We start from the raw sequence: 20049 nt of genomic DNA, 5'->3' as shown, positions 1-20049 counted from the left end.
TTCGACAGAAGCCATTTTATTTCAAAAATCCTCCTAGGCCTCTACCTTTCTTTCAGCATAGCACTGGATAGGTCTAGCAGCTGCAGCGCCGTCTCAAAGTGCTCTCCCATGAGATCGTAGACAGCATCTTCGCTCAGAACACCGCAGGCCACATCCTCAGGAAAGTCTGGTCGATTGGAAAATTCCAAATCGTCAAAGAAAACCTGGCTGGTGTAATAATCTCGGAGCTGGATATAATTCTTCTGGCTGGCCTCCAGCTCAGCCAAAGCTGATTGAGCTTTCGCTAAGACCTGAGAATATTTATTCAAATGCTCTTCCATTTCTTGGATTCGTTTCAGTTGGGACAATATCTCTACTCCTTCTTTAATCAAACTATCGTGTCAGCAAAAACAAGCCTCTTCCTAATATAATCGAAAACTAGCAAGGCAAGAGATTTTTCAAGAGAACTTTACAAACTTTCGTACAAATCTGCCATAGCAGTGTCATCTGGAACCAAACGCAGATATTTGCCAGCCTGTATTTTTGCTTCTTCCACACGCCCTAATTCACGCAATAAATAAACATATTCTTCCAGAAATTCAGGATTTTCCTGCAAGTCAACTGCCAGTTCCTGATAAAGCTCCCCAGCTTTTTCTAGATTTTCCAAGGCCTGATAAGCACGCGCCAGATTCCAGCGCGTCAAGACATTGTCTAGATCTTGTTCCTCAAAAGCTAAAACCTCATCGTAGCGTTCCTGCTCCAGATAGAGATTGGTCAGGCGTAGAGCAATTTCCTCTAAATCATCTGCATTTTCCTGAGCTGCCAGCAAGTAGTTTTCAGATTTTTCCACATCATGCAGTTCGTAAGATAGTTGCGAAGCGAGGAGCAAAAGGCGAGTCTCGAAAGGATTTTTGGTCAAGCCTTGCTCTGCCATTTCCAAGGCCTCCTCCGTCTTATGCTCCGCATGGAGAGACTGCGCGTAGGCATACTCATAGCCTTCAAAATCTGGCGAAATCGTATCCAGCTGCTTGAAGTACAGATTAGCTTTTTGATACTCCTCTTGTTCATACAAGATAGCTGCCAATTCATAGACCGTCTCTTCGTCGTACTCCAGCTCCACATCCTTTTCCAAAAATTCAATAGCTGCTTCGATTTTCCCCAGACTAGCATAGCAAAGGCCAATACGCTGGTAGGTGGACACGCCTGTCTGCTCGTAGATAGAGCGATTATCTAGCTGAGCATATTCCTTGATGGCCTGGGCAAAATTTTCCAATTCAAACTCAATTTCTGCTAAACCAAAAGTCACCAAAGGTTCGTCCGACAGTTTGGCAGCTTCCAGCAATTTCTCCCGTGCCACATCTGGCAATCCTTCTAGCTGATAGAGGTCAGCTTTTGCCAAGAGAGCGGCCACATACCATTCACTTTCTGAGTCAATTTCCTCTAGATGGGCAAAAGCTTCTTCCAAGTCACCATCGTCAGCAGCAATCGTTGCCAGACTGATATAGGACTCGGGGAAAAGCGGAGCTAATTTTCCATAAATTCGCTTGGCTTGAGGGAAAAAGCCGATACTTTCTAAGTAATCGGCTAATTCTAACAACTCTTGATCGGTATCTTGGATCAAAGCCTCTTCAAAATACTTTTCAGCCTGTGCTAAATCCTGATTTTGCAAGGCCGTTAACATTTGTTCACTCTTACTCACTGCCTTCTCCTAATTCTTGAACACTTTCTTCATACAAACCGCTGACCTTCTTGTACCACTTAAAGAGCGCTGTGATGGCAACCTTGGCTGACGCATAAGCTGGAATTCCTAGCAAGACACCCCAGATACCAAACATGGCTCCTGAAGTCAGCAAAACAAATAAAATCGTAATCGGATGGATGCTTAATTGGCTTCCCAAAATCAGCGGAGACACGAAGCGCCCCTCAATGGTCTGCTCCACGATAAAGACGATAATGACTTTCAACAGCATGATCGGACCAGCAATCAATCCAAGAACCAAAGCCGGCAACATGGCAAGGAAGCTTCCCAGATAAGGCACCAAGTTCAAAACTCCTGCCACAACGGCTAGAGTCACACCGTACCGCAAGCCGATGATCTTGAAAAAAATCATAAACATAAGGGCCACAATGATTGCTACGGTCACCTGACCACGAACATAATTGGCCAACTGGGTATTGACATCTGTCATGACCTGACCAAATGACTCGCGGAATTTCGTTGGCAAGAACTGAACCACATAGCCTTTGAGATTTTTCCCATCACGCAGCAAATAGAAAAGAATAAAAGGCATGATGATAATAGCCACAATGATTTGCGAAGCCGTACTAATCAAATTGCTAGCCCAATTAACTGCTTTAGATGAAAAATTGCTGGCCCATGAAGTGATCTGAGTCGAAAGCTTATTCGTAACTTGCTCAATTTGTGGCTTCAAATCATCTGAAATATGATTGGTCAAAACATCATCAATCATTTTATTGGCTTGCTTGAGATAGGCGGGAACATTTTTTGAAAAACTTACTACCTGGTGCTGCAAGTTAGGAATAGCAACCGCCAAGCCCCACACAATCAAAACACCAATCAAGACAAAGACAATTGTAATCCCAGCCACACGGTTAATCTTGCGCTTTTCCATCCAGTCGACAATGGGATTGAGCAGATAGTAAAGCAGCCCAGCCAAAATCACTGGCAACATGATGACACCAATAAACTCAATCACTGGTGTAAAAATAAAGCTAATTTTGCTAAGAATAAAAATGTTCAAACCGATGAGCAAGGTCACCAAAAATACGGTAATGGCTTTGTTATCCAAGAACCATCTAAAAAACCAGGACAAACTAAAATCTTTTTCTTTGTGTTCCATATTCGACTCCTTTGGATATTCCTTTTCATTGTAACATTTTTCAGAAAAAATATCTTCAAGCAACCATGATGAAATGCCTTATTTATTGGACTTTTTCACCGATTGAAGTTAAAGTCCTGTTTTCTCTATTAATTCTGCGAAAATAAAGAAAAATGAGGCTGGGACAAAAGTCCTAGCCTCTCAATTGTCTTTGTATTGTCGAGCAAGACGCAGTGGTTGAGTGGGCTCTACTACGCTGATTTCATCAGCTTTCACAGCCCTACTCAACTGTGCGGAGGTGGGACGACGAAATCGAATTCTAACGAATTACCGATTTCTGTCCCACTCTCATTTGTTTTTTCACTATGGATGGCTGACAATCAGTTGTAAGTCGCCAGACAAGGTCCATTCTGTGACATCGCTCGGCAGGATGAAATGAGAGCCTTTTTCGATAGGATACACTAGTCCATCCACTGTCAACTCTCCAGCACCCTCCAAAACGCTAAACAGACTGTAATCTGCTGTCTTTTTAAACTCAACAGAACCAGCAATGTCCCACTTGTAAACAGCAAAGAAGTCATTGGCCACCAAAAGAGTAGAGATCAAATCGTCTGCCTGAATGGTAACGGGACGGCTATTAGCAGGCTCGCCGATAGTCAGAACATCAATAGACTGCTCCAAATGCAACTCGCGCAAATTGCCAGCGTCGTCCTTACGATCAAAGTCATAAACCCGATAAGTAGTATCGCTAGACTGCTGAGTTTCTAAAATCAGAATCCCTGAGCCAATAGCATGCATGGTGCCACTTGGCACATAGAAGAAATCACCAGCCTTGACTGGAATTTTGGTCAAAAGATGATCCCAGTCCTTGCTCTCGATTTGCTGGCGCAGCTCTTCCTTGCTCTTGGCATTGTGACCGTATATAATCTCTGCCCCTTCGTCTGCAGCGATGACATACCAGCATTCTGTCTTGCCAAGCTCACCTTCGTGCTCTAGTCCATAGGCATCATCTGGATGGACCTGAACGCTGAGCCAGTCATTGGCATCCAAAATCTTCGTCAAAAGCGGAAAGACAGGCTCTGGACGATTGCCAAAAAGCTCACGGTGCTCGGCATAGAGCGCATCTAGATTCTGACCTGCAAAACGGCCATTCTTGACGGTTGAGACACCGTTCGGATGAGCCGAAATTGCCCAATACTCTCCCACATGGTCACTGGGAATTTCATAGCCAAAGACATCATGCAGCTTGGTGCCACCCCAAATTTTCTCCTGCATCACAGACTCTAGAAATAACGGTTCTGACATAATAGTCTCCTTACATATTTTTCATCTTCCAAAATCAGGCATTCCTTGATGATAAAAGTTTGGTACTGCTTACATTATAATATAGACTCGGGCACTTTGTCTACTCCTCAACTTACTTTACAAAGAAAAATCTGGCTCTCGCCAGACTTTTATAATAAAAAGAGTAAAGCTCCCCAGCAAATTCCGCAAAGGTATCCTATCACTACATCCTTTGGATAGTGGACTCCGCCAATCACGCGCACTAGAGCCAGCCCTGCTGAAAGCAAGAGGCAGATAAGCCCCGGCATCCAGAAAAAGTAAAGCAAGCTCATGGAAATCACTGTCGCCGAAAAGACATGGCGGCTGGGCATGGACTTGCCTGATGTATCCTTGGCCAGCAAGGGTTGAATAGCCCATTTCTCGTAGGGGCGTGCTTGATTCAGCCGTTTACGAATCGATGACAAGAGACCAAATCCAATAGCTGGGAGGAGAAAAAAAGCAAGCAGCCCTTTCCAACCCTCTATCAGAAAGGCATCAATCAAGACCAAGCCATACACCAGAGGCATAAAAACAGTCATCCCCCTATTAAAATAGGCCATCCCTTTCACTATCCTAGGGCGGCTGAGAAAAGGAGCTGTTAATTGTTGATAAAAAATCGTGTAGTCTTTCATGCTTGCTTACCCTGCTTTTCTAAAAGTTGGACTCTCATACTTTCTCTACTATAGCATATTTCTCAACAAGATGGTAGATGGATAGTAAAAGAGACTGAGACCCAGGCCCCAATCTCTTTTTGTTGATGTTTTCTGAAGAGTATTATTTCTCCAAATTCCAGATTTCCTTGGCATATTGCTCAATGGTATCATCTGAAGTGAACTTGTCGGATGTTGCGATGTTGATCAAGCTCATGCGGGCCCATTTTTCTTTGTCACGATAGAGAACATCAATCTTCTCTTGAGCTTCTACATAGGCATGAAAGTCTTCCAAGAGGAAGTATTCATCATTGTGTGTGATGAGGGCTTCGTAGATTTCAGATCCTTCTTCACGAACGTTTGGAATAGTACCGTTGACAAAGGTGTCGACCACTCGACGAATGTCTGGATTGCTCTCATAGACACCGCGTGAGTAATAATCATGGCGGGCATAGTGCTCGTAAACTTGATCCTTGTCCATCCCGAAGATGACAATGTTGTCGTCACCGACCTCGTCCTTAATTTCGATATTGGCTCCGTCCAGAGTGGCTAGGGTAATGGCACCTGTCATCATGAACTTCATGTTGGAAGTACCAGAAGCTTCTTTGGAAGCCAGAGAAATTTGTTCTGACACATCCGCAGCAGGAATGATGAGCTCAGCCAGGCTGACCCGGTAGTTTTCTAGGAAAACAACCTTGAGTTTGCCTTGCAGACTTTCATCCTTGTTGACCAGATTAGCTACTTCATTGATCAGCTTGATAACCGACTTGGCAAAGTGGTAGCCTGGAGCAGCCTTGGCACCGAAGATAAAGACGCGCGGCACCATATCCTTATCAGGATTGTCCTTGAGGTCCCAGTAAAGCTTGATGATATGAAGTAGGTTAAGCAGCTGACGCTTATAAGCGTGGAGGCGTTTCACCTGCACATCAAAGATAGCTTCTGTAGAGACTTCTACTCCTGTTGATTCCTTGATGAAGTTAGCCAGGCGAGCCTTGGCTTCTTGCTTCACTCGGTAGAAATCAGCCAGCACTTGCTGATCGTCTTGAAATTCCAAAAGCTTGCGCAGCTCGTGAATATCACTTCTCCAACCCTTGCCAATCAACTTATCAATCTCAGCTGACAGAGGCTGGTCCGCAATCTGCAGCCAGCGGCGCTGGATAATCCCATTGGTCTTGTTGTTAAACTTCTCTGGGTAAATGCTGTAAAAATCACGTAAAGTATCTTCTTTAAGCAGTTCGGTGTGGAGTTTGGCAACACCATTGATTGAATGACCGCCAATGATAGCCAAGTGGGCCATGTGGATTTGATTGTCCTTGACAATCCGAGTGTTTTCGATTACTTGCGGATCAAGGCCACGCCCAGCCATTTCAGCTACATAGCGATTGTCAATCTCTAAGATAATCTGATAAACCCGCGGCAGGACATTCTTAAAGAGCTCTGCATCCCATTTTTCCAAGGCTTCAGACAAAATGGTATGGTTGGTGTAGCTCATGGTTTTAACCGTAGCATTCCAAGCATCTGCCCACTCGAGACCATAGTCATCCAGCAAAAGACGCATAAACTCAGCTGGCGCAACTGCTGGGTGGGTATCGTTGATATGGACAGAAACCTTCTCATGAATATCCTTGAGCGGACGACCTTGCTTGAGGTAGGATTTGATAATGGTTTGCAGCCCTGCGCTGGTCATGAAGTATTCCTGAATCAGGCGCAGTTCTTTTCCTTCGTAGCTAAAATCGTCTGGATAGAGAATGGCTGTAATATCCTGCACCCGTCGACGGGCTTCAATAGTTGGATAGTCCAGTTCGTATTCTTCTGGGATTTCAACATCCCATAGACGGAGATTGTTGATATTGTCATTGCCAAAGCCAATCTGAGGCACGTCATAAGGAACGGCCCGCAAGGTTTTAGAATGCTCATAAACCGGCACAATGCGGCCTTCTTCATTAGCACGGAGGTAAACATTGCCAAAGATTTTAACATCCACAATGCCGTGATCCTTACGGGTTTCCCAGACATTGCCCAGACTGCCAAACCAATCGTCTGGAATTTCCACCTGATAGCCATCTACGATTCTCTGCTTGAAAAGACCGTAGCGATAGCGAATCCCATTCCCAAAACCTGGATAGCCCGTTGTAGCTAGCGAGTCCATGAAGGCTGCTGCCAAACGACCAAGGCCCCCATTTCCCAAAGCCATATCGTGCTCAGCATTTTTTACATCTTCAAAGTCAACTCCGAGCTCAGCAAAGCTTTCCTTGACCGTGTCAAGAATACCTAAATTGAGTAGGTTAGTTTCCAGCATACGTCCCGGCAGAAACTCAATTGAGAAATAATAGGCTGTCTTTTGCTGCTGTTCCACGAGCTTATTGCGGCGCTCCAGCCACAGTGGCGTAATATATTTACGAATGGTGCTAGCGAGAGCTTGAAAAAGCTCGGCAGGCGTAGCATCCGCAATCTTAATCAGCTGTCGTTCGTGCAAAGTATCCTTGAAATCTCGGATAAACTGTTCTTTATTTAATTCCATTTTTACCAATCAACTTCCTTTCTTTTTGGGAAAAGCATCCGTCTGGATAAGATGTCAACATGAGAAAGAGCACTTACCCGACAAATCCTCTCTTGTCAGAAACAAGAGAGGATTGCTGTTCTATTGCAATATACTATAGTAGTGACTCATATAAATCACTGTATGCTCGACTGGCTGTATCCCAAGAGAAATCTCTTTCCATCGCCTGTATTTGCAGACTATGCCAAGCTTCTTGGTCATGCCAGTAAAGATTTAGGGCTTCTTTGAAAGTCCATGTTAGCCAATAACCAGAGAAGTTATTGAAGCTAAAGCCTGTTCCCTGTCCACTATAGACATTGAAAGGTTCAACCGTATCGCGCAAACCACCAACTTCGTGAACAAGTGGCAGTGTCCCGTAGCGCATGGACATCATCTGAGACAGACCGCAAGGTTCAAAGCGACTCGGCATAAGGAAAATATCACTAGCTGCATAGATTTCCTGAGCCAAAGTAACATCAAAAAGGATATTAGCGGATAATTTTTCAGGATAAGCCTGGCCAAACCAAGCGAAGGCCCGTTCAAATGCAGGGTCTCCTGTTCCAAGTAGCACAATTTGCACATCTTCCTGAAGCAGATTATGCAGCTCTTCCACCACCAAATCAAAACCTTTTTGACGAGTCAAACGAGAGACGATACCAACGACAGGAACATCATCTCGAACTGGCAAGCCTACTTTTGCTTGAAGAGCTCGTTTATTTTCCAATTTCCCAGTCAAATCATCTTTATTAAAGTGGTGAGCCAGCAATTTATCTGTTTCTGGATTATAGATATCTGTATCAATACCATTGACAATACCGACCAGCTTGCCAGACTCCATCCGAAGAACCTGATCCAGACCGCAGCCAAACTCAGCTGTCCGAATTTCGTTGGCATAGCTCGGTGAAACAGTTGTCACGCGATCCGCATAGAGAATGCCCGCTTTCATCCAGTTGAGGCAGTCATTCCAACGGAGAGTGCCATCCGCATAACGTTCATAGCCGACACCAAAGAGTTCCCAAAGCATACTATCCGGAAATTGTCCCTGAAACTCTAAGTTGTGAATCGTCAGCACTGTCTTGATGTTATTATAGGCCTGAATCCAGCGGTATTTTTCCTTGACCAAGAAAGGAATCATAGCCGTATGGTAGTCGTGCGCATGGAGAACATCTGGAATAAAGTCAATGCGCTCCATCAGCTCGATTGCTGCTAATTGGAAATAGGCAAAACGTTCGCCGTCATCAAAATCACCATAGACATGTCCACGGAAGAAATAATGCTGATTGTCGATAAAGTAGAAGTTCACACCTTCCAACTCAATCTTTTTGACGCCGACATACTCCCGACGCCAGCCGACACTGACTTCAAAGGAGAAGAGGTCTTCAACTTGATCACCAAATTTAGCATCCGTCATGTCATAATATGGCAGAATAACCCCAACTTCATGACCAGCTTTGACCAAGGATTTGGGGAGGGCGCCGATAACGTCCCCCAAACCACCCGTCTTGGAAAAAGGTGCCCCTTCTGCTGCTACAAATAAAATTTTCATGAAACGATGTCCTCTGTAACTTTTTGACCTTTCTTCAGTACAACTGGATGTTCAGCTGTACCTCGAACGACTACTCCTTCAGCAATCTCAACGCCCTTGTCCACAATTGCATATTCTACCACTGCATTTTTTCCAACGACAACGCGTGGAAAGAGGAGACTGTCTTTGACACTGCTACCCGCTAAAATTCTTGTATTCCGCGAGATAACAGAGTTTACAACTTCACCTTCTACAATACTACCTGAGGCAAACTGAGAGCGATTTACCTTCGATCCTGTTGCATAGTAAGTCGGCTCTTCGTTTTTCACCTTTGTATAAATCTTTTGATTTGGTGAGAAGAGAGAGTAGAATTTCTGCCGATCAAGCATATCTTTATTGGCCTTATAGTATGATTCAACAGAGTAGATATTTGCCAGATAGCCTGTGTACTCGTAAGCAAAAGCTCCAACTTCAGCTGCCAAGTCCCGAAGAACATAGCGTAATTTTTGTGGGAATTCTTTTTGGGCTTCTTCTTCCAATTTTTCAATCAACCACGGCGTATCTACTACAAAAATATCAGTGGACATATTGAAGAGCTCGCCCTCGTCTCTATCACTATGCAGCTTATGTCCTAGGACATGGTCCGTTTCGCTGACTTGCAGAACTGCATTTACATCTGAAATATCTTTAGATGGCAATTTCTTGTAAACCACCGTCATCGGTTGCTGGGTCGTGTTATGTAAGTGGAAGACCTGATTAAGGTCAATGTTGATCAACACATCACAGTTCAGGGCTACAGTTTGGTTAGAGCCTGAGCGCTTCAGATAAGTCAGTAACTGTTCATAATATTCCTTACCAACTGTGCTACTTTCTACACGGGTATTGTAAATTCCTAGATAGTAGTGACTCAAAAGTGTAGACAAGCCCCACTCACGACCTGAACGAATATGGTCAAAGACAGAGCTGATATTGTCTTGTTGGAAGATACCAAAGACGCTACGAACACCAGCATTAGCAAGACTAGACAGTGGGAAGTCAATCAAACGGTATTTCCCTCCAAATGGCAAACTAGCAACTGGACGATGTTCTGTTAAGGTTGACATGTCGTGGAAACCGACCGTATTTCCTAAAATCGCTGAATATTTATCAATCTTCATCTGTTGGTACCCCCACTTTTTCATTATATCCGACTACTTGCACTTCATCTGTTCCGTCAATCTCTACACCATCAGAAATAACAGCGCCCTCACCAATGATCGCACGTTTAATCTTAGCTCCTTGGCCAATAATAGCGCCACTCATAATGACAGAATCAATAACTTCTGCACCCTCACGAACTTGAGCGCCCGTTGAAAGAATAGAATGCTTAACAGTTCCATCTACGAAACAGCCATCAACTACCAAAGAATCTTCAACATGAGCATTTGCACCAAGGTAGTTTGGTGGTGAAATCAAGTTACGTGAGTAAATTTTCCACTGACGATCACGACTGTCTAAAGCATTTTCTGGACTAATGTATTCCATGTTCGCTTCCCAAAGTGACTCAATCGTACCAACGTCTTTCCAGTAGCCGTTAAATTCGTAAGCATAAACGCTTTCGCCAGATTCAAGATAGTTAGGGATAACATTTTTACCAAAGTCGGACATATCGACATTGCTCTTTTCAGCAGCAATCAACATATTGCGGAGACGTTGCCAGTCAAAGATATAGATTCCCATAGAAGCCTTGGTAGATTTAGGATTTTCTGGTTTTTCTTCAAATTCAACGATCCGGTTATTGGCATCGGTATTCATAATACCAAAACGGCTAGCTTCCTTGAGAGGCACATCTAAGACAGCAACCGTCAAACTAGCGCTGTTATCCTTGTGGGATTGGAGCATATCATCATAGTCCATCTTGTAGATATGATCACCAGATAGGATTAAAACATATTCAGGATTGATACTATCGATATAGTCAATATTTTGGAAAATAGCGTGGCTTGTTCCCTCAAACCAACGATTTCCTTCACTGGCAGAGTAAGGCTGAAGAATGGATACACCTGTATTGATACCATCCAAGCCCCAGCTTGAACCGTTCCCGATATGGCTGTTCAAAGCAAGTGGTTGGTACTGGGTAATCACACCGACATTATTAATCCCAGAGTTGGCACAGTTTGACAGCGCGAAATCAATAATACGATAACGACCACCAAACTGTACTGCTGGTTTTGCAATACTTTGTGTGAGCTTTCCAAGACGAGTTCCTTGCCCACCGGCAAGAATCAAAGCTAGCATTTCATTCTTCATATCCTACTCCTTTGTGGAATCTTTTTTAGCATTTTTACGAACATTCACACGACGCTTGATTTTCCAAATACTTGCTCCCAAAGCTGGTAGCGTAAAGGTCAAGGTCTGCGGATAATCTTTCCATAGTCCCTCTTGAGACTGAACTGTTTCGTTGTGTTCCTTCCAAACACCTCCCCATTTCTCTAATTCAGTATTCCATACTTCTTCATAAATGGCTTCCACTGGCACACCAATGGTAAAGTTTTTGCGCTCTACTGGCACCATATTGAATACACAGACTAACATATCTCCTTTTTCCGTCTTACGGATAAAGGAAAGGACACTCTGATCGGTATTGTCGGCATCAATGATTTCGATGCCATCGTAGCTAAGATCAATCTCCCAAAGCGGACGATTATCTCGATAAAAGGCGTTGAGGGCCGAAGTGAAGCTCTGCATCTGCTTGTTCATCTGATCGTCCAGATTTGACCATTCCAGCTGCTCTTCTGACTTCCACTCTAGGAATTGACCAAATTCTGAACCCATAAAGAGCAATTTCTTGCCTGGATGGCAGATTTGATAGGTCAAGAGGTTGCGTAGACCAGCAAATTGATTGTAGCGGTCACCCCACATCTTATGCATCATGCTCTTCTTACCATGAACGACTTCGTCGTGAGAGAAAGGCAAGAGGAAGTTTTCAGAAAAAACATACATAAAGCTGAAGGTCACCAGATTAAAATCGTACTTGCGGTAAATCGGGTCTTCTTCGTAGAAACGGAGAATATCATTCATCCAGCCCATATTCCACTTGAAGTCAAAGCCCAAACCACCCATCTCTCTCATGCCCGTAATCTTGGTTTCGGACGAGCTCTCTTCAGCAATCATCATGACATCAGGATGAGCTAGCTTGATGACCGTATTCAAGCGCTGCAAGAAATAGTAGCCTTCATAGTTACGATTACCGCCGTCCTTGTTTGGCTGCCAAGGACCACTATCGTAGTCTAGATAGAGCATGTTGCTAACCGCATCCACACGAACCCCATCTAGATGGTAGAAATCAATCCAGAACTTGATACTAGAAATCAAGAAAGATTGCACTTCATTTTTTCCCAAGTCAAAATTCAAGGCACCCCAGCCATAGTTGTGAGCTCGGTCATGATCCTGATACTCAAAGGTTGGTGTTCCATCATAGTAGGCCAAGGCATCGTCATTGATGGTAAAGTGACCTGGAACCCAGTCCACAATGACACCAATATTATTCAAGTGACATTCTTCGACAAAGTCCTGAAATTCCTCTGGCGTTCCATAAGTATGTTCAAAGGCAAAGTAACCCATGAGCTGGTAGCCCCAGCTGAGTCCCAAAGGATGGGCCATAAGCGGCATGAACTCAACGTGCGTGTAGTTCATTTCTACCAGATAAGGAATCAACTCCTCCTTAAGCTGAGCCATAGAATATGGACTGCCGTCAGGATTACGTTTCCAAGATCCAGCATGCACTTCATAGATATTGACCGGTCTTGAGAAAAAGCCCCAACGCTTTCTCCGAGCCAGCCAAAGTCCATCTTGCCACTTCTTCTCTGGAATAGTCCGAACAATAGCTCCCGTACCTGGACGCTCTTCCAAATAGATAGCCAGCGGATCAATTTTCAAGATTTCCTGACCACTACTGCGTTTGATATTGTACTTGTAAATATCTCCTTCCTTAGGCAAATCCGTGAAGACTTCCCAGACACCGCCTTCATTGCGAGTCATAGGAATCTGCTCTCCATACCAATTGGTGAAATCTCCAATCAGATGCACATTCTGCGCATTTGGAGCCCAGACTCTAAAGGTGTAGCCAGCCTTGCCATCCACCACATCCTGATGCACTCCCAAATAATGCTGCAAATGAAAGTTTTCACCTGTTGTAAAGGTTCTTAATGCTTCTTTTTTGTCCATTTAGTCACCTTTCTATTTGTAAGCGTTTTCTATGTTTCTATTTTACCCCATTTTCTTATATTTTTCAAGTAAATTTCCAAAAACCATCTCAAAAATTTCAAAAGCCCAATTTCTTTACAAGAATGAGTTGCTATATCAATAGATCGTTGAAGAAGATCTCATAAAATACTGATTCTACAGGCTTTTACTTGAATTATTTGATATAAAATTAGAGATAAAATGGTTAAAATTTGTATAGACCAATATGTAAATTTACATTTTAAAATGATAAGTAATCAAAAATATAAATACTTATTTCTTTTCAAATTGTCCGATCACATGTTAGATTTGCAAGTGCATTATGGTAAGAAAAAAGGCCGCACAAAGCCGCCTTTCTCATTATTTCACATCAAACACGATGGATTTCACTTGTGTCATCGCTTCGATACTGTAACGAATCCCTTGCACTCCGGCTCCAGATCCCTTAACACCAAGGAATGGGAAGTTATCTGGACCACGTTGTGTCTTATTATTGATGTGTACAGTACCCACTTCCAGTTTCTCAGCAATTTCAAATGCTTTCGGGAAATCATTTGTAAAGACTGAAGATTGAAGACCAAATTCTGACTGGTTACAGATCTGAATAGCCTCTTCAACGGAAGTCACACGAATAATCGGAAGAACAGGACCAAATGGCTCTTCCCAAGCTAATTTCATATCCAGTGTCACATGGTCAAACAAGGCAGGCCAGATGAGATTTGCTTCACGTTTGATTTCTGTCAAGGCTGACGCTCCCTTTTCCTGAGCGTCTTCAATCAACCCCCAGATGAAATCTGCTGATGCATGATCAATGACTGGTGTGATATCCGCATTATCAAAGGGATCACCAACCGTCAGTTTCTCTACCTCTGCCTGAAGCAACGCTGCCAATTTATCTGCTACGCTCTCCATGACAATGACACGTTTAATGGCCGTACAGCGCTGGCCGGAATAACAGTATGCCCCGCCAACAATCTGCTTAGCTGCATGCTCCAAGTCAGCATCTTCCAGCACAACTGCAGCATCCTTACCACCCAATTCAAGCATAATTGGACGCATACCAGCCAACTTACCGATGCGCTCACCGATTGGAGTGGAGCCAGTAAAGTTAATGTAGTTTACTTCCTTATGCTCAATGATGTAGTCTCCGATTTCTGAACCACGACCAGTAATGGTATTGAAAACACCGGCAGGCAGACCTGCCTCAGCAAAAGCCTGAGCCAAGAGCAAACCAGAGATTGAACCTTGTGTAGGTGGCTTAAACATCACAACATTTCCGCCGATAAGGGCAGGAGCAATCTTAGAACCAGATAGGTTGACTGGGTAGTTAAATGGCGCAATGGCCAGTACAACTCCTACAGGCTCACGACGGACCATAGCCAGTTTTTTCTTGCTGGCAGCTTCAAAGCCGCCCCCTTCCATAACCTGGCCATGAATACGAATGCCCTCTTCAGCTGCATAACGAATCAAGTCTGCTGTCCGGACTACCTCTCCGACTGCCGCTTTGATACCCTTGGCAACTTCTTTTGCAAGAATTTCGCCAATCTTCTCCTGATCGCGCTCCAAAATATCCGCAGCCTTATGCAGATAAGCTGCACGTTCGACTGCTGAAAGAGATCGCCAAGCTGGCAAAGCCGCCCGAGCGCTCGCCATCGCATAATCAACCTCTGCCTGACTCATGGCAGGAACAGTTCCTAAAATCTCATTATTGATAGGAGATGAGATGGTGATTTCATTTTCAGAAGCTCTCCACTCTCCATTTATATAGTTCTTATATTGTGTCACGTGTCCCCTCCAAAATGTTATTAAGTATCATTTTATCAAATTTTCTGAAAATTTCAACTAAATTTTAGAAATTTAAAGAAATTTTTCACAAATTTCATGAATCATCTTCTTTTGCTCATATTAACTCTCTGTATTTCTCTCTTTTTTATCAATTCTCACTTTCTACACTAGGTCTACTATGACGCTGAAGAAAACTAAAAAAGACCAGGAAAATTTCCTGATCTTAATTTTCAGATTAATCGAAGTCAAGATATTCTTTTTCAAGTTCAAGAACTTCTTCCATCGTTGCACATTCAGTCAATGCGCGTTGTGCAAGTTCTTCCATCTTCTTCGTATCCAATTTCTTCATAAGGCTACGAGTCCGAAGGACAGAAGTGGCACTCATAGAGAATTCATCCAAGCCCATTCCGACAAGAAGCGGCACAGCTGTTTGGTCACCGGCCATTTCTCCACACATACCTGCCCATTTGCCTTCAGCATGAGCTGCCTTGATAACATTGTTGATCAAGCGAAGGATTGATGGATTGTATGGTTGGTAGAGGTATGAAACTTGTTCGTTCATACGGTCAGCTGCCATTGTGTATTGGATCAAGTCGTTAGTACCGATAGAGAAGAAATCAACTTCTTTGGCAAATTGATCAGCTAGCATTGCTGCTGCCGGAATTTCAATCATGATACCTACTTGAATATTGTCCGCTACAGCAACACCTTCAGCTTGCAATTTCGCTTTTTCTTCTTCGTAAACTGCTTTAGCTTTACGGAATTCTGTCAAGAGAGCAACCATTGGGAACATGATACGCAATTGTCCATGTACAGAAGCACGCAAGAGAGCGCGGATCTGTGTACGGAACATAGCGTCACCAGTTTCAGAGATAGAGATACGCAATGCACGGAAACCAAGGAATGGATTCATTTCATGCGGCATATCGAAGTAAGGAAGCTCCTTATCTCCACCGATGTCCATCGTACGGACAACCACTGGTTTTCCATTCATGCCTTCCAAGACAGCCTTGTAAGCTTCGTATTGCTCGTCTTCTGTTGGGAAGTCTTGTGAATCCATGTAAAGGAATTCTGTACGGTAAAGACCTACGGCTTCAGCACCATTTGCATTGACACCTTCAACGTCTTTTGGTGTACCAATGTTAGCAGCGAGTTCAAAGTGTTTGCCATCGGCAGTCACTGTTTGAGCATCTTTCAAGAGAGCCCATTCAGCTTTTTGCTTCGCATAAGCTTCACCAGCTACCTTGAATGCTGCTGCCTGCTCTTCAGTTGGGTTAATGATAACTTCACCAGTGATACCATTTGCTGCAATGATATCGCCGTCTTTAACGAGTTCAGTAATATTATTGGTTCCCAATACCGCTGCGATTTCAAGCGTACGCGCCATAATCGCAGAGTGGCTTGTTCGTCCACCGATATTGGTTACAAACGCTTTAACAAATTTCTTGTCTAATTGAGCCGTATCAGAAGGAGTCAAGTCATGTGCAATCACAACTGATTCTTCATTGATAGAAGCTGGATTTGGTAATTTCTTGCCCAAAAGGTTTGCCAAAACACGCTTCGTTACGTCACGAATGTCTGCCGCACGTTCTTGCATGTATGGATTGTCTTCCATACCTTCAAAAATAGCGATAAACATGTCTGTAACTTCTTTCAGACCAGCTTCCGCATTTACTTTCTTAGTACGGATCGTTTCTTTGATTTGACCAACCATTTCAGGGTCAGCGAGTACCATTAAGTGAGCGTCAAATACTTGAGCCGCTTCCTCACCAAGGCTATCTACTGCTTTCTCACGGATAACAGAAAGCTCGTTCTGTGAAGCTTCAAGAGCTGCATCCAAACGAGCCTCTTCTGCATTCGTATCATCGACTGAAACAGTCTCAAATGACAAATCCGGTTGAACTAATAGATATGCCTTAGCAACGGCAACACCGTCAGATGCTGCAATTCCTTTAAGCATTTCTGTCATTTTCTTATGCCAATCCTTCTTTTTCCATTGTTTCTGAGATAGCAGCGATAGCATCATCCGCGTCTGCACCTTCAGCTGAGATTGTAACGTCAGCACCTTGGCCAACACCAAGACTCATAACACCCATGATTGATTTAAGGTTTACTGATTTACCTTTGTACTCAAGAGTGATATCTGAAGCAAATTTGCTAGCTGTTTGTACCAACAATGTTGCTGGACGCGCGTGAATACCTGTTTCTGCCACAATGTGGAAATCTTTAGAAGCCATAGTTAGACTCTCCTTTAAAATAATTCTTTTTGAGTTAAAGTGATAACCCTTACAAGTTGATATTATATCACTTTTTGAAATCTTTTTCAAGAATTTTATAGCCCGCTTACAAAATATTTCGTTAGAGTTTGAAAATGAATTCTGTTTTAAAATAGTAGATTCAATCGTCAACTCCCTCTCTTTCCGAAATAGTTTCAAGGCTTTCTTCCCTATAATGAATTCGTCTTGGTCTAGCTTCGCTTAAAGTACAGTAAGCGCTGTGACTCCTTGTGGTTATTTCTCTTTATTTCGATGTTTTACACACTATATATTGTATCTCAATAGTTGCTATAAGAAAATATCATACAATATTTAGTTCAAAACTGTTGACATCGAATTCGCTTTTAGATATACTAGTTTCAGATTTAAATTTAAGAAAATGAAAGTATAGAGGAATCATCTAATGGTAACTATTTACTCTAAAAATGATTGTGTTCAATGCAAGATGACCAAGCGTTTTCTTGATACCAACAATGTGGAATATCGCGAAATCAATCTTGATGAGCAACCAGAATACATCGACCATGTTAAAAGCCTCGGTTTCAATGCAGCGCCTGTTATTCAAACGTCAACTGAAGCATTTTCTGGTTTCCAGCCTGGTAAACTCAAAAAATTATCATAATCTCGCCAGTATTTAGAGCTTTGTTGCCGCTCCTATCATTCGTAGGAGCCGTTTATTTTGTAAAAGCAAAAGACATTTTAGAAAAAGGAAAATTATGGGACTCAAACACTTAGAAGATGTGACTTACTTCCGTCTAAATAACGAAATTAACCGTCCAGTCAATGGGCAAATCATGCTTCACAAAGACAAGGAAGCTTTGGAAGCCTTCTTTAAAGAAAATGTTGAACCAAACACGATGAAGTTTGCTTCTATTACTGAAAAAATTCAATATTTAATCGAAGAAAACTACTTGGAAAAAGAATTTATCCAACTCTATTCTCCTGAATATATTGAAGAGTTGTCTGCTTTTATCCATGCTCAAGATTTCAAGTTCAAATCTTTCATGGCTGCCTATAAATTCTATAACCAGTATGCACTGAAGACAAATGATGGTGAATACTATCTGGAAAGCATGGAAGATCGGGTGCTCTTTAATGCTCTCTACTTTGCCAACGGAGATGAAGCCATTGCCAAGGATATTGCAAATGAAATCATCCACCAGCGCTATCAACCGGCTACACCAAGCTTCCTCAACGCTGGTCGAGCTCGTCGTGGCGAATTGGTTTCCTGCTTCCTCATCCAAGTAACAGATGACATGAACTCAATCGGCCGCTCCATCAACTCCGCCCTGCAGCTCTCTCGTATCGGAGGTGGGGTCGGTATTTCCCTCAGCAATCTGCGGGAAGCTGGAGCGCCTATCAAGGGTTATGAAGGAGCTGCATCTGGCGTTGTGCCTGTTATGAAACTCTTTGAGGACAGCTTCTCTTACTCTAACCAGCTGGGGCAACGTCAGGGAGCTGGGGTTGTTTATCTCAATGTCTTCCACCCAGATATTATCGCTTTCCTTTCTACCAAAAAAGAAAATGCTGACGAAAAAGTTCGTGTAAAAACCCTCTCACTCGGTGTTGTCATTCCAGATAAATTCTACGAATTAGCGCGTAAGAACGAAGAAATGTACCTCTTCAGCCCTTACTCAATCGAACGTGAATACGGTGTACCATTTGCCTATATCGATATTACAGAGAAATACGATGAGCTAGTTGCCAATCCTAAGATCACCAAGACTAAGATCAAGGCTCGTGATTTGGAAACAGAGATTTCTAAATTGCAACAAGAGTCTGGCTATCCATATATCGTAAACATTGATACGGCCAACCGTTCAAATCCAATTGACGGTAAAATCATCATGAGCAACCTTTGCTCTGAAATCCTGCAAGTACAAGAGCCTAGTCTCTTGAATGACGCACAAGAGTATCTCCACCTGGGAACAGATGTATCATGTAACTTAGGCTCTACCAACGTTGTCAACATGATGACTTCGCCTGACTTCGGAAAATCCATCCGGACTATGACACGCGCTTTAACCTTTGTTACAGACAGCTCGCATATTACGGCTGTTCCTTCGATTGACCACGGTAACAGTCTGGCGCACACCTTTGGACTAGGAGCTATGGGACTGCACAGCTACTTGGCACAGCAGCTGATCGATTATGGATCAGCGGAAGCTGTCGAGTTCACCAGCATCTATTTTATGCTCATGAACTACTGGACTTTAGTTGAGTCTAACAATATCGCTCGCGAGCGCGGTGTAACCTTCCATAACTTTGAAAAATCTGACTATGCTAACGGCACTTACTTTGACAAATACCTGACGGGTGAATTTGTACCTAAGTCTGAACGTGTGAAGGAACTTTTCAAAGACATCTTTATCCCATCTGCAGAGGATTGGGCAGAACTTCGTGACAAGATAAAAGCGGACGGTCTCTACCATCAAAATCGCCTAGCTGTTGCACCAAATGGCTCTATCAGCTATATCAATGATGTTTCTGCTTCAATCCATCCAATCACTCAGCGGATCGAAGAACGTCAGGAAAAGAAAATCGGTAAGATTTACTATCCTGCGGCAGGTTTGTCAACTGAGACCATTCCTTACTACACCAGTGCCTATGACATGGACATGCGCAAGGTAATTGATGTTTACGCCGCTGCAACTGAGCACGTGGACCAAGGTCTATCTCTGACTCTCTTTATGCGCAGTGATATTCCAAAAGGCCTCTACGAATGGAAAAAAGAAAGCAAGCAAACAACCCGCGACCTTTCTATCCTGCGTAACTACGCCTTCAACAAGGGAATCAAGTCCATCTACTACGTCCGCACCTTTACTGACGATGGCGGCGAAGTAGGCGCTAACCAATGTGAAAGCTGTGTGATCTAGTAAGTAACAATTTACAATTACACCATTTAAAT

General features: G+C 43.2%; 15 protein-coding genes. 2 read left to right on the top strand and 13 right to left on the bottom strand.

Going from position 1 to position 20049, the window contains the following annotated elements; genetic code table 11:
• Positions 1–41: 41 nt before the first annotated feature.
• From O3644_RS03680 to O3644_RS03620, 13 genes are all read right to left on the bottom strand, one after another.
• The gene (locus O3644_RS03680; protein ID WP_125388064.1) at positions 42–347 is read right to left on the bottom strand and encodes a DUF4298 domain-containing protein; all 306 of its coding nucleotides are present in this window, start codon (positions 345–347) and stop codon (positions 42–44) included.
• Between the two features lie 101 nt (positions 348–448).
• Positions 449–1678, bottom strand: a complete 1230-nt coding sequence (locus O3644_RS03675) for a tetratricopeptide repeat protein (RefSeq protein ID WP_371595088.1) — start codon at positions 1676–1678, stop codon at positions 449–451.
• Entirely contained in the window at positions 1671–2840 is a 1170-nt protein-coding gene (locus O3644_RS03670; RefSeq protein ID WP_247951188.1) for an AI-2E family transporter, read from the bottom strand. Before O3644_RS03670 ends, O3644_RS03675 begins: the two co-directional genes overlap by 8 nt.
• 342 nt (positions 2841–3182) lie before the next feature.
• Positions 3183–4124: a mannose-6-phosphate isomerase, class I gene (gene manA / locus O3644_RS03665; RefSeq protein WP_048764847.1), complete on the bottom strand. Its 942-nt coding sequence runs from the start codon at positions 4122–4124 to the stop codon at positions 3183–3185.
• A 149-nt stretch (positions 4125–4273) separates the two neighbouring features.
• The gene (locus O3644_RS03660) at positions 4274–4774 is read right to left on the bottom strand and encodes a phosphatase PAP2 family protein (protein ID WP_048764844.1); all 501 of its coding nucleotides are present in this window, start codon (positions 4772–4774) and stop codon (positions 4274–4276) included.
• A 142-nt stretch (positions 4775–4916) separates the two neighbouring features.
• Positions 4917–7313, bottom strand: coding sequence for a glycogen/starch/alpha-glucan phosphorylase (locus tag O3644_RS03655; protein ID WP_048764842.1), 2397 nt, complete (start codon positions 7311–7313; stop codon positions 4917–4919).
• Positions 7314–7446: 133 nt separating this feature from the next.
• On the bottom strand, positions 7447–8877 hold the full coding sequence (gene glgA, locus O3644_RS03650; RefSeq protein WP_371595087.1) for a glycogen synthase GlgA: 1431 nt from the start codon (positions 8875–8877) through the stop codon (positions 7447–7449).
• Positions 8874–10013 carry a glucose-1-phosphate adenylyltransferase subunit GlgD gene (gene glgD / locus O3644_RS03645; RefSeq protein ID WP_045496500.1) on the bottom strand — a complete coding sequence of 380 codons (1140 nt, stop codon included), beginning with the start codon at positions 10011–10013 and terminating at the stop codon, positions 8874–8876. The genes glgA and glgD overlap by 4 nt, the downstream gene beginning before the upstream one ends.
• Positions 10003–11145, bottom strand: a complete 1143-nt coding sequence (locus tag O3644_RS03640) for a glucose-1-phosphate adenylyltransferase (RefSeq protein ID WP_005589595.1) — start codon at positions 11143–11145, stop codon at positions 10003–10005. Before O3644_RS03640 ends, glgD begins: the two co-directional genes overlap by 11 nt.
• Before the next feature lie 3 nt (positions 11146–11148).
• The gene (gene glgB / locus O3644_RS03635) at positions 11149–13062 is read right to left on the bottom strand and encodes a 1,4-alpha-glucan branching protein GlgB (RefSeq protein ID WP_371595086.1); all 1914 of its coding nucleotides are present in this window, start codon (positions 13060–13062) and stop codon (positions 11149–11151) included.
• 378 nt (positions 13063–13440) lie between these two features.
• On the bottom strand, positions 13441–14865 hold the full coding sequence (locus O3644_RS03630) for an NADP-dependent glyceraldehyde-3-phosphate dehydrogenase (RefSeq protein WP_371595085.1): 1425 nt from the start codon (positions 14863–14865) through the stop codon (positions 13441–13443).
• Between the two features lie 235 nt (positions 14866–15100).
• The gene (ptsP, locus tag O3644_RS03625) at positions 15101–16834 is read right to left on the bottom strand and encodes a phosphoenolpyruvate--protein phosphotransferase (protein ID WP_048764830.1); all 1734 of its coding nucleotides are present in this window, start codon (positions 16832–16834) and stop codon (positions 15101–15103) included.
• A gap of 4 nt (positions 16835–16838) precedes the next feature.
• The gene (locus O3644_RS03620) at positions 16839–17102 is read right to left on the bottom strand and encodes a phosphocarrier protein HPr (RefSeq protein ID WP_005589589.1); all 264 of its coding nucleotides are present in this window, start codon (positions 17100–17102) and stop codon (positions 16839–16841) included.
• Positions 17103–17544: 442 nt separating this feature from the next.
• On the opposite strand from O3644_RS03620, the gene nrdH reads away from it, so the two are divergent.
• Both nrdH and nrdE read left to right on the top strand, forming a co-directional pair.
• Entirely contained in the window at positions 17545–17763 is a 219-nt protein-coding gene (gene nrdH / locus O3644_RS03615) for a glutaredoxin-like protein NrdH (RefSeq protein WP_048764828.1), read from the top strand.
• 94 nt (positions 17764–17857) lie between these two features.
• The gene (gene nrdE / locus O3644_RS03610) at positions 17858–20017 is read left to right on the top strand and encodes a class 1b ribonucleoside-diphosphate reductase subunit alpha (RefSeq protein ID WP_048764827.1); all 2160 of its coding nucleotides are present in this window, start codon (positions 17858–17860) and stop codon (positions 20015–20017) included.
• The last annotated feature ends 32 nt before the right edge of the window (positions 20018–20049 follow it).

The organism is Streptococcus sp. 27098_8_113 (assembly GCF_041432545.1).
Taxonomy (GTDB): domain Bacteria; phylum Bacillota; class Bacilli; order Lactobacillales; family Streptococcaceae; genus Streptococcus.
Note: the sequence above shows the minus strand (reverse complement) of the source record. Positions and strands in the feature narration are given on the sequence as shown.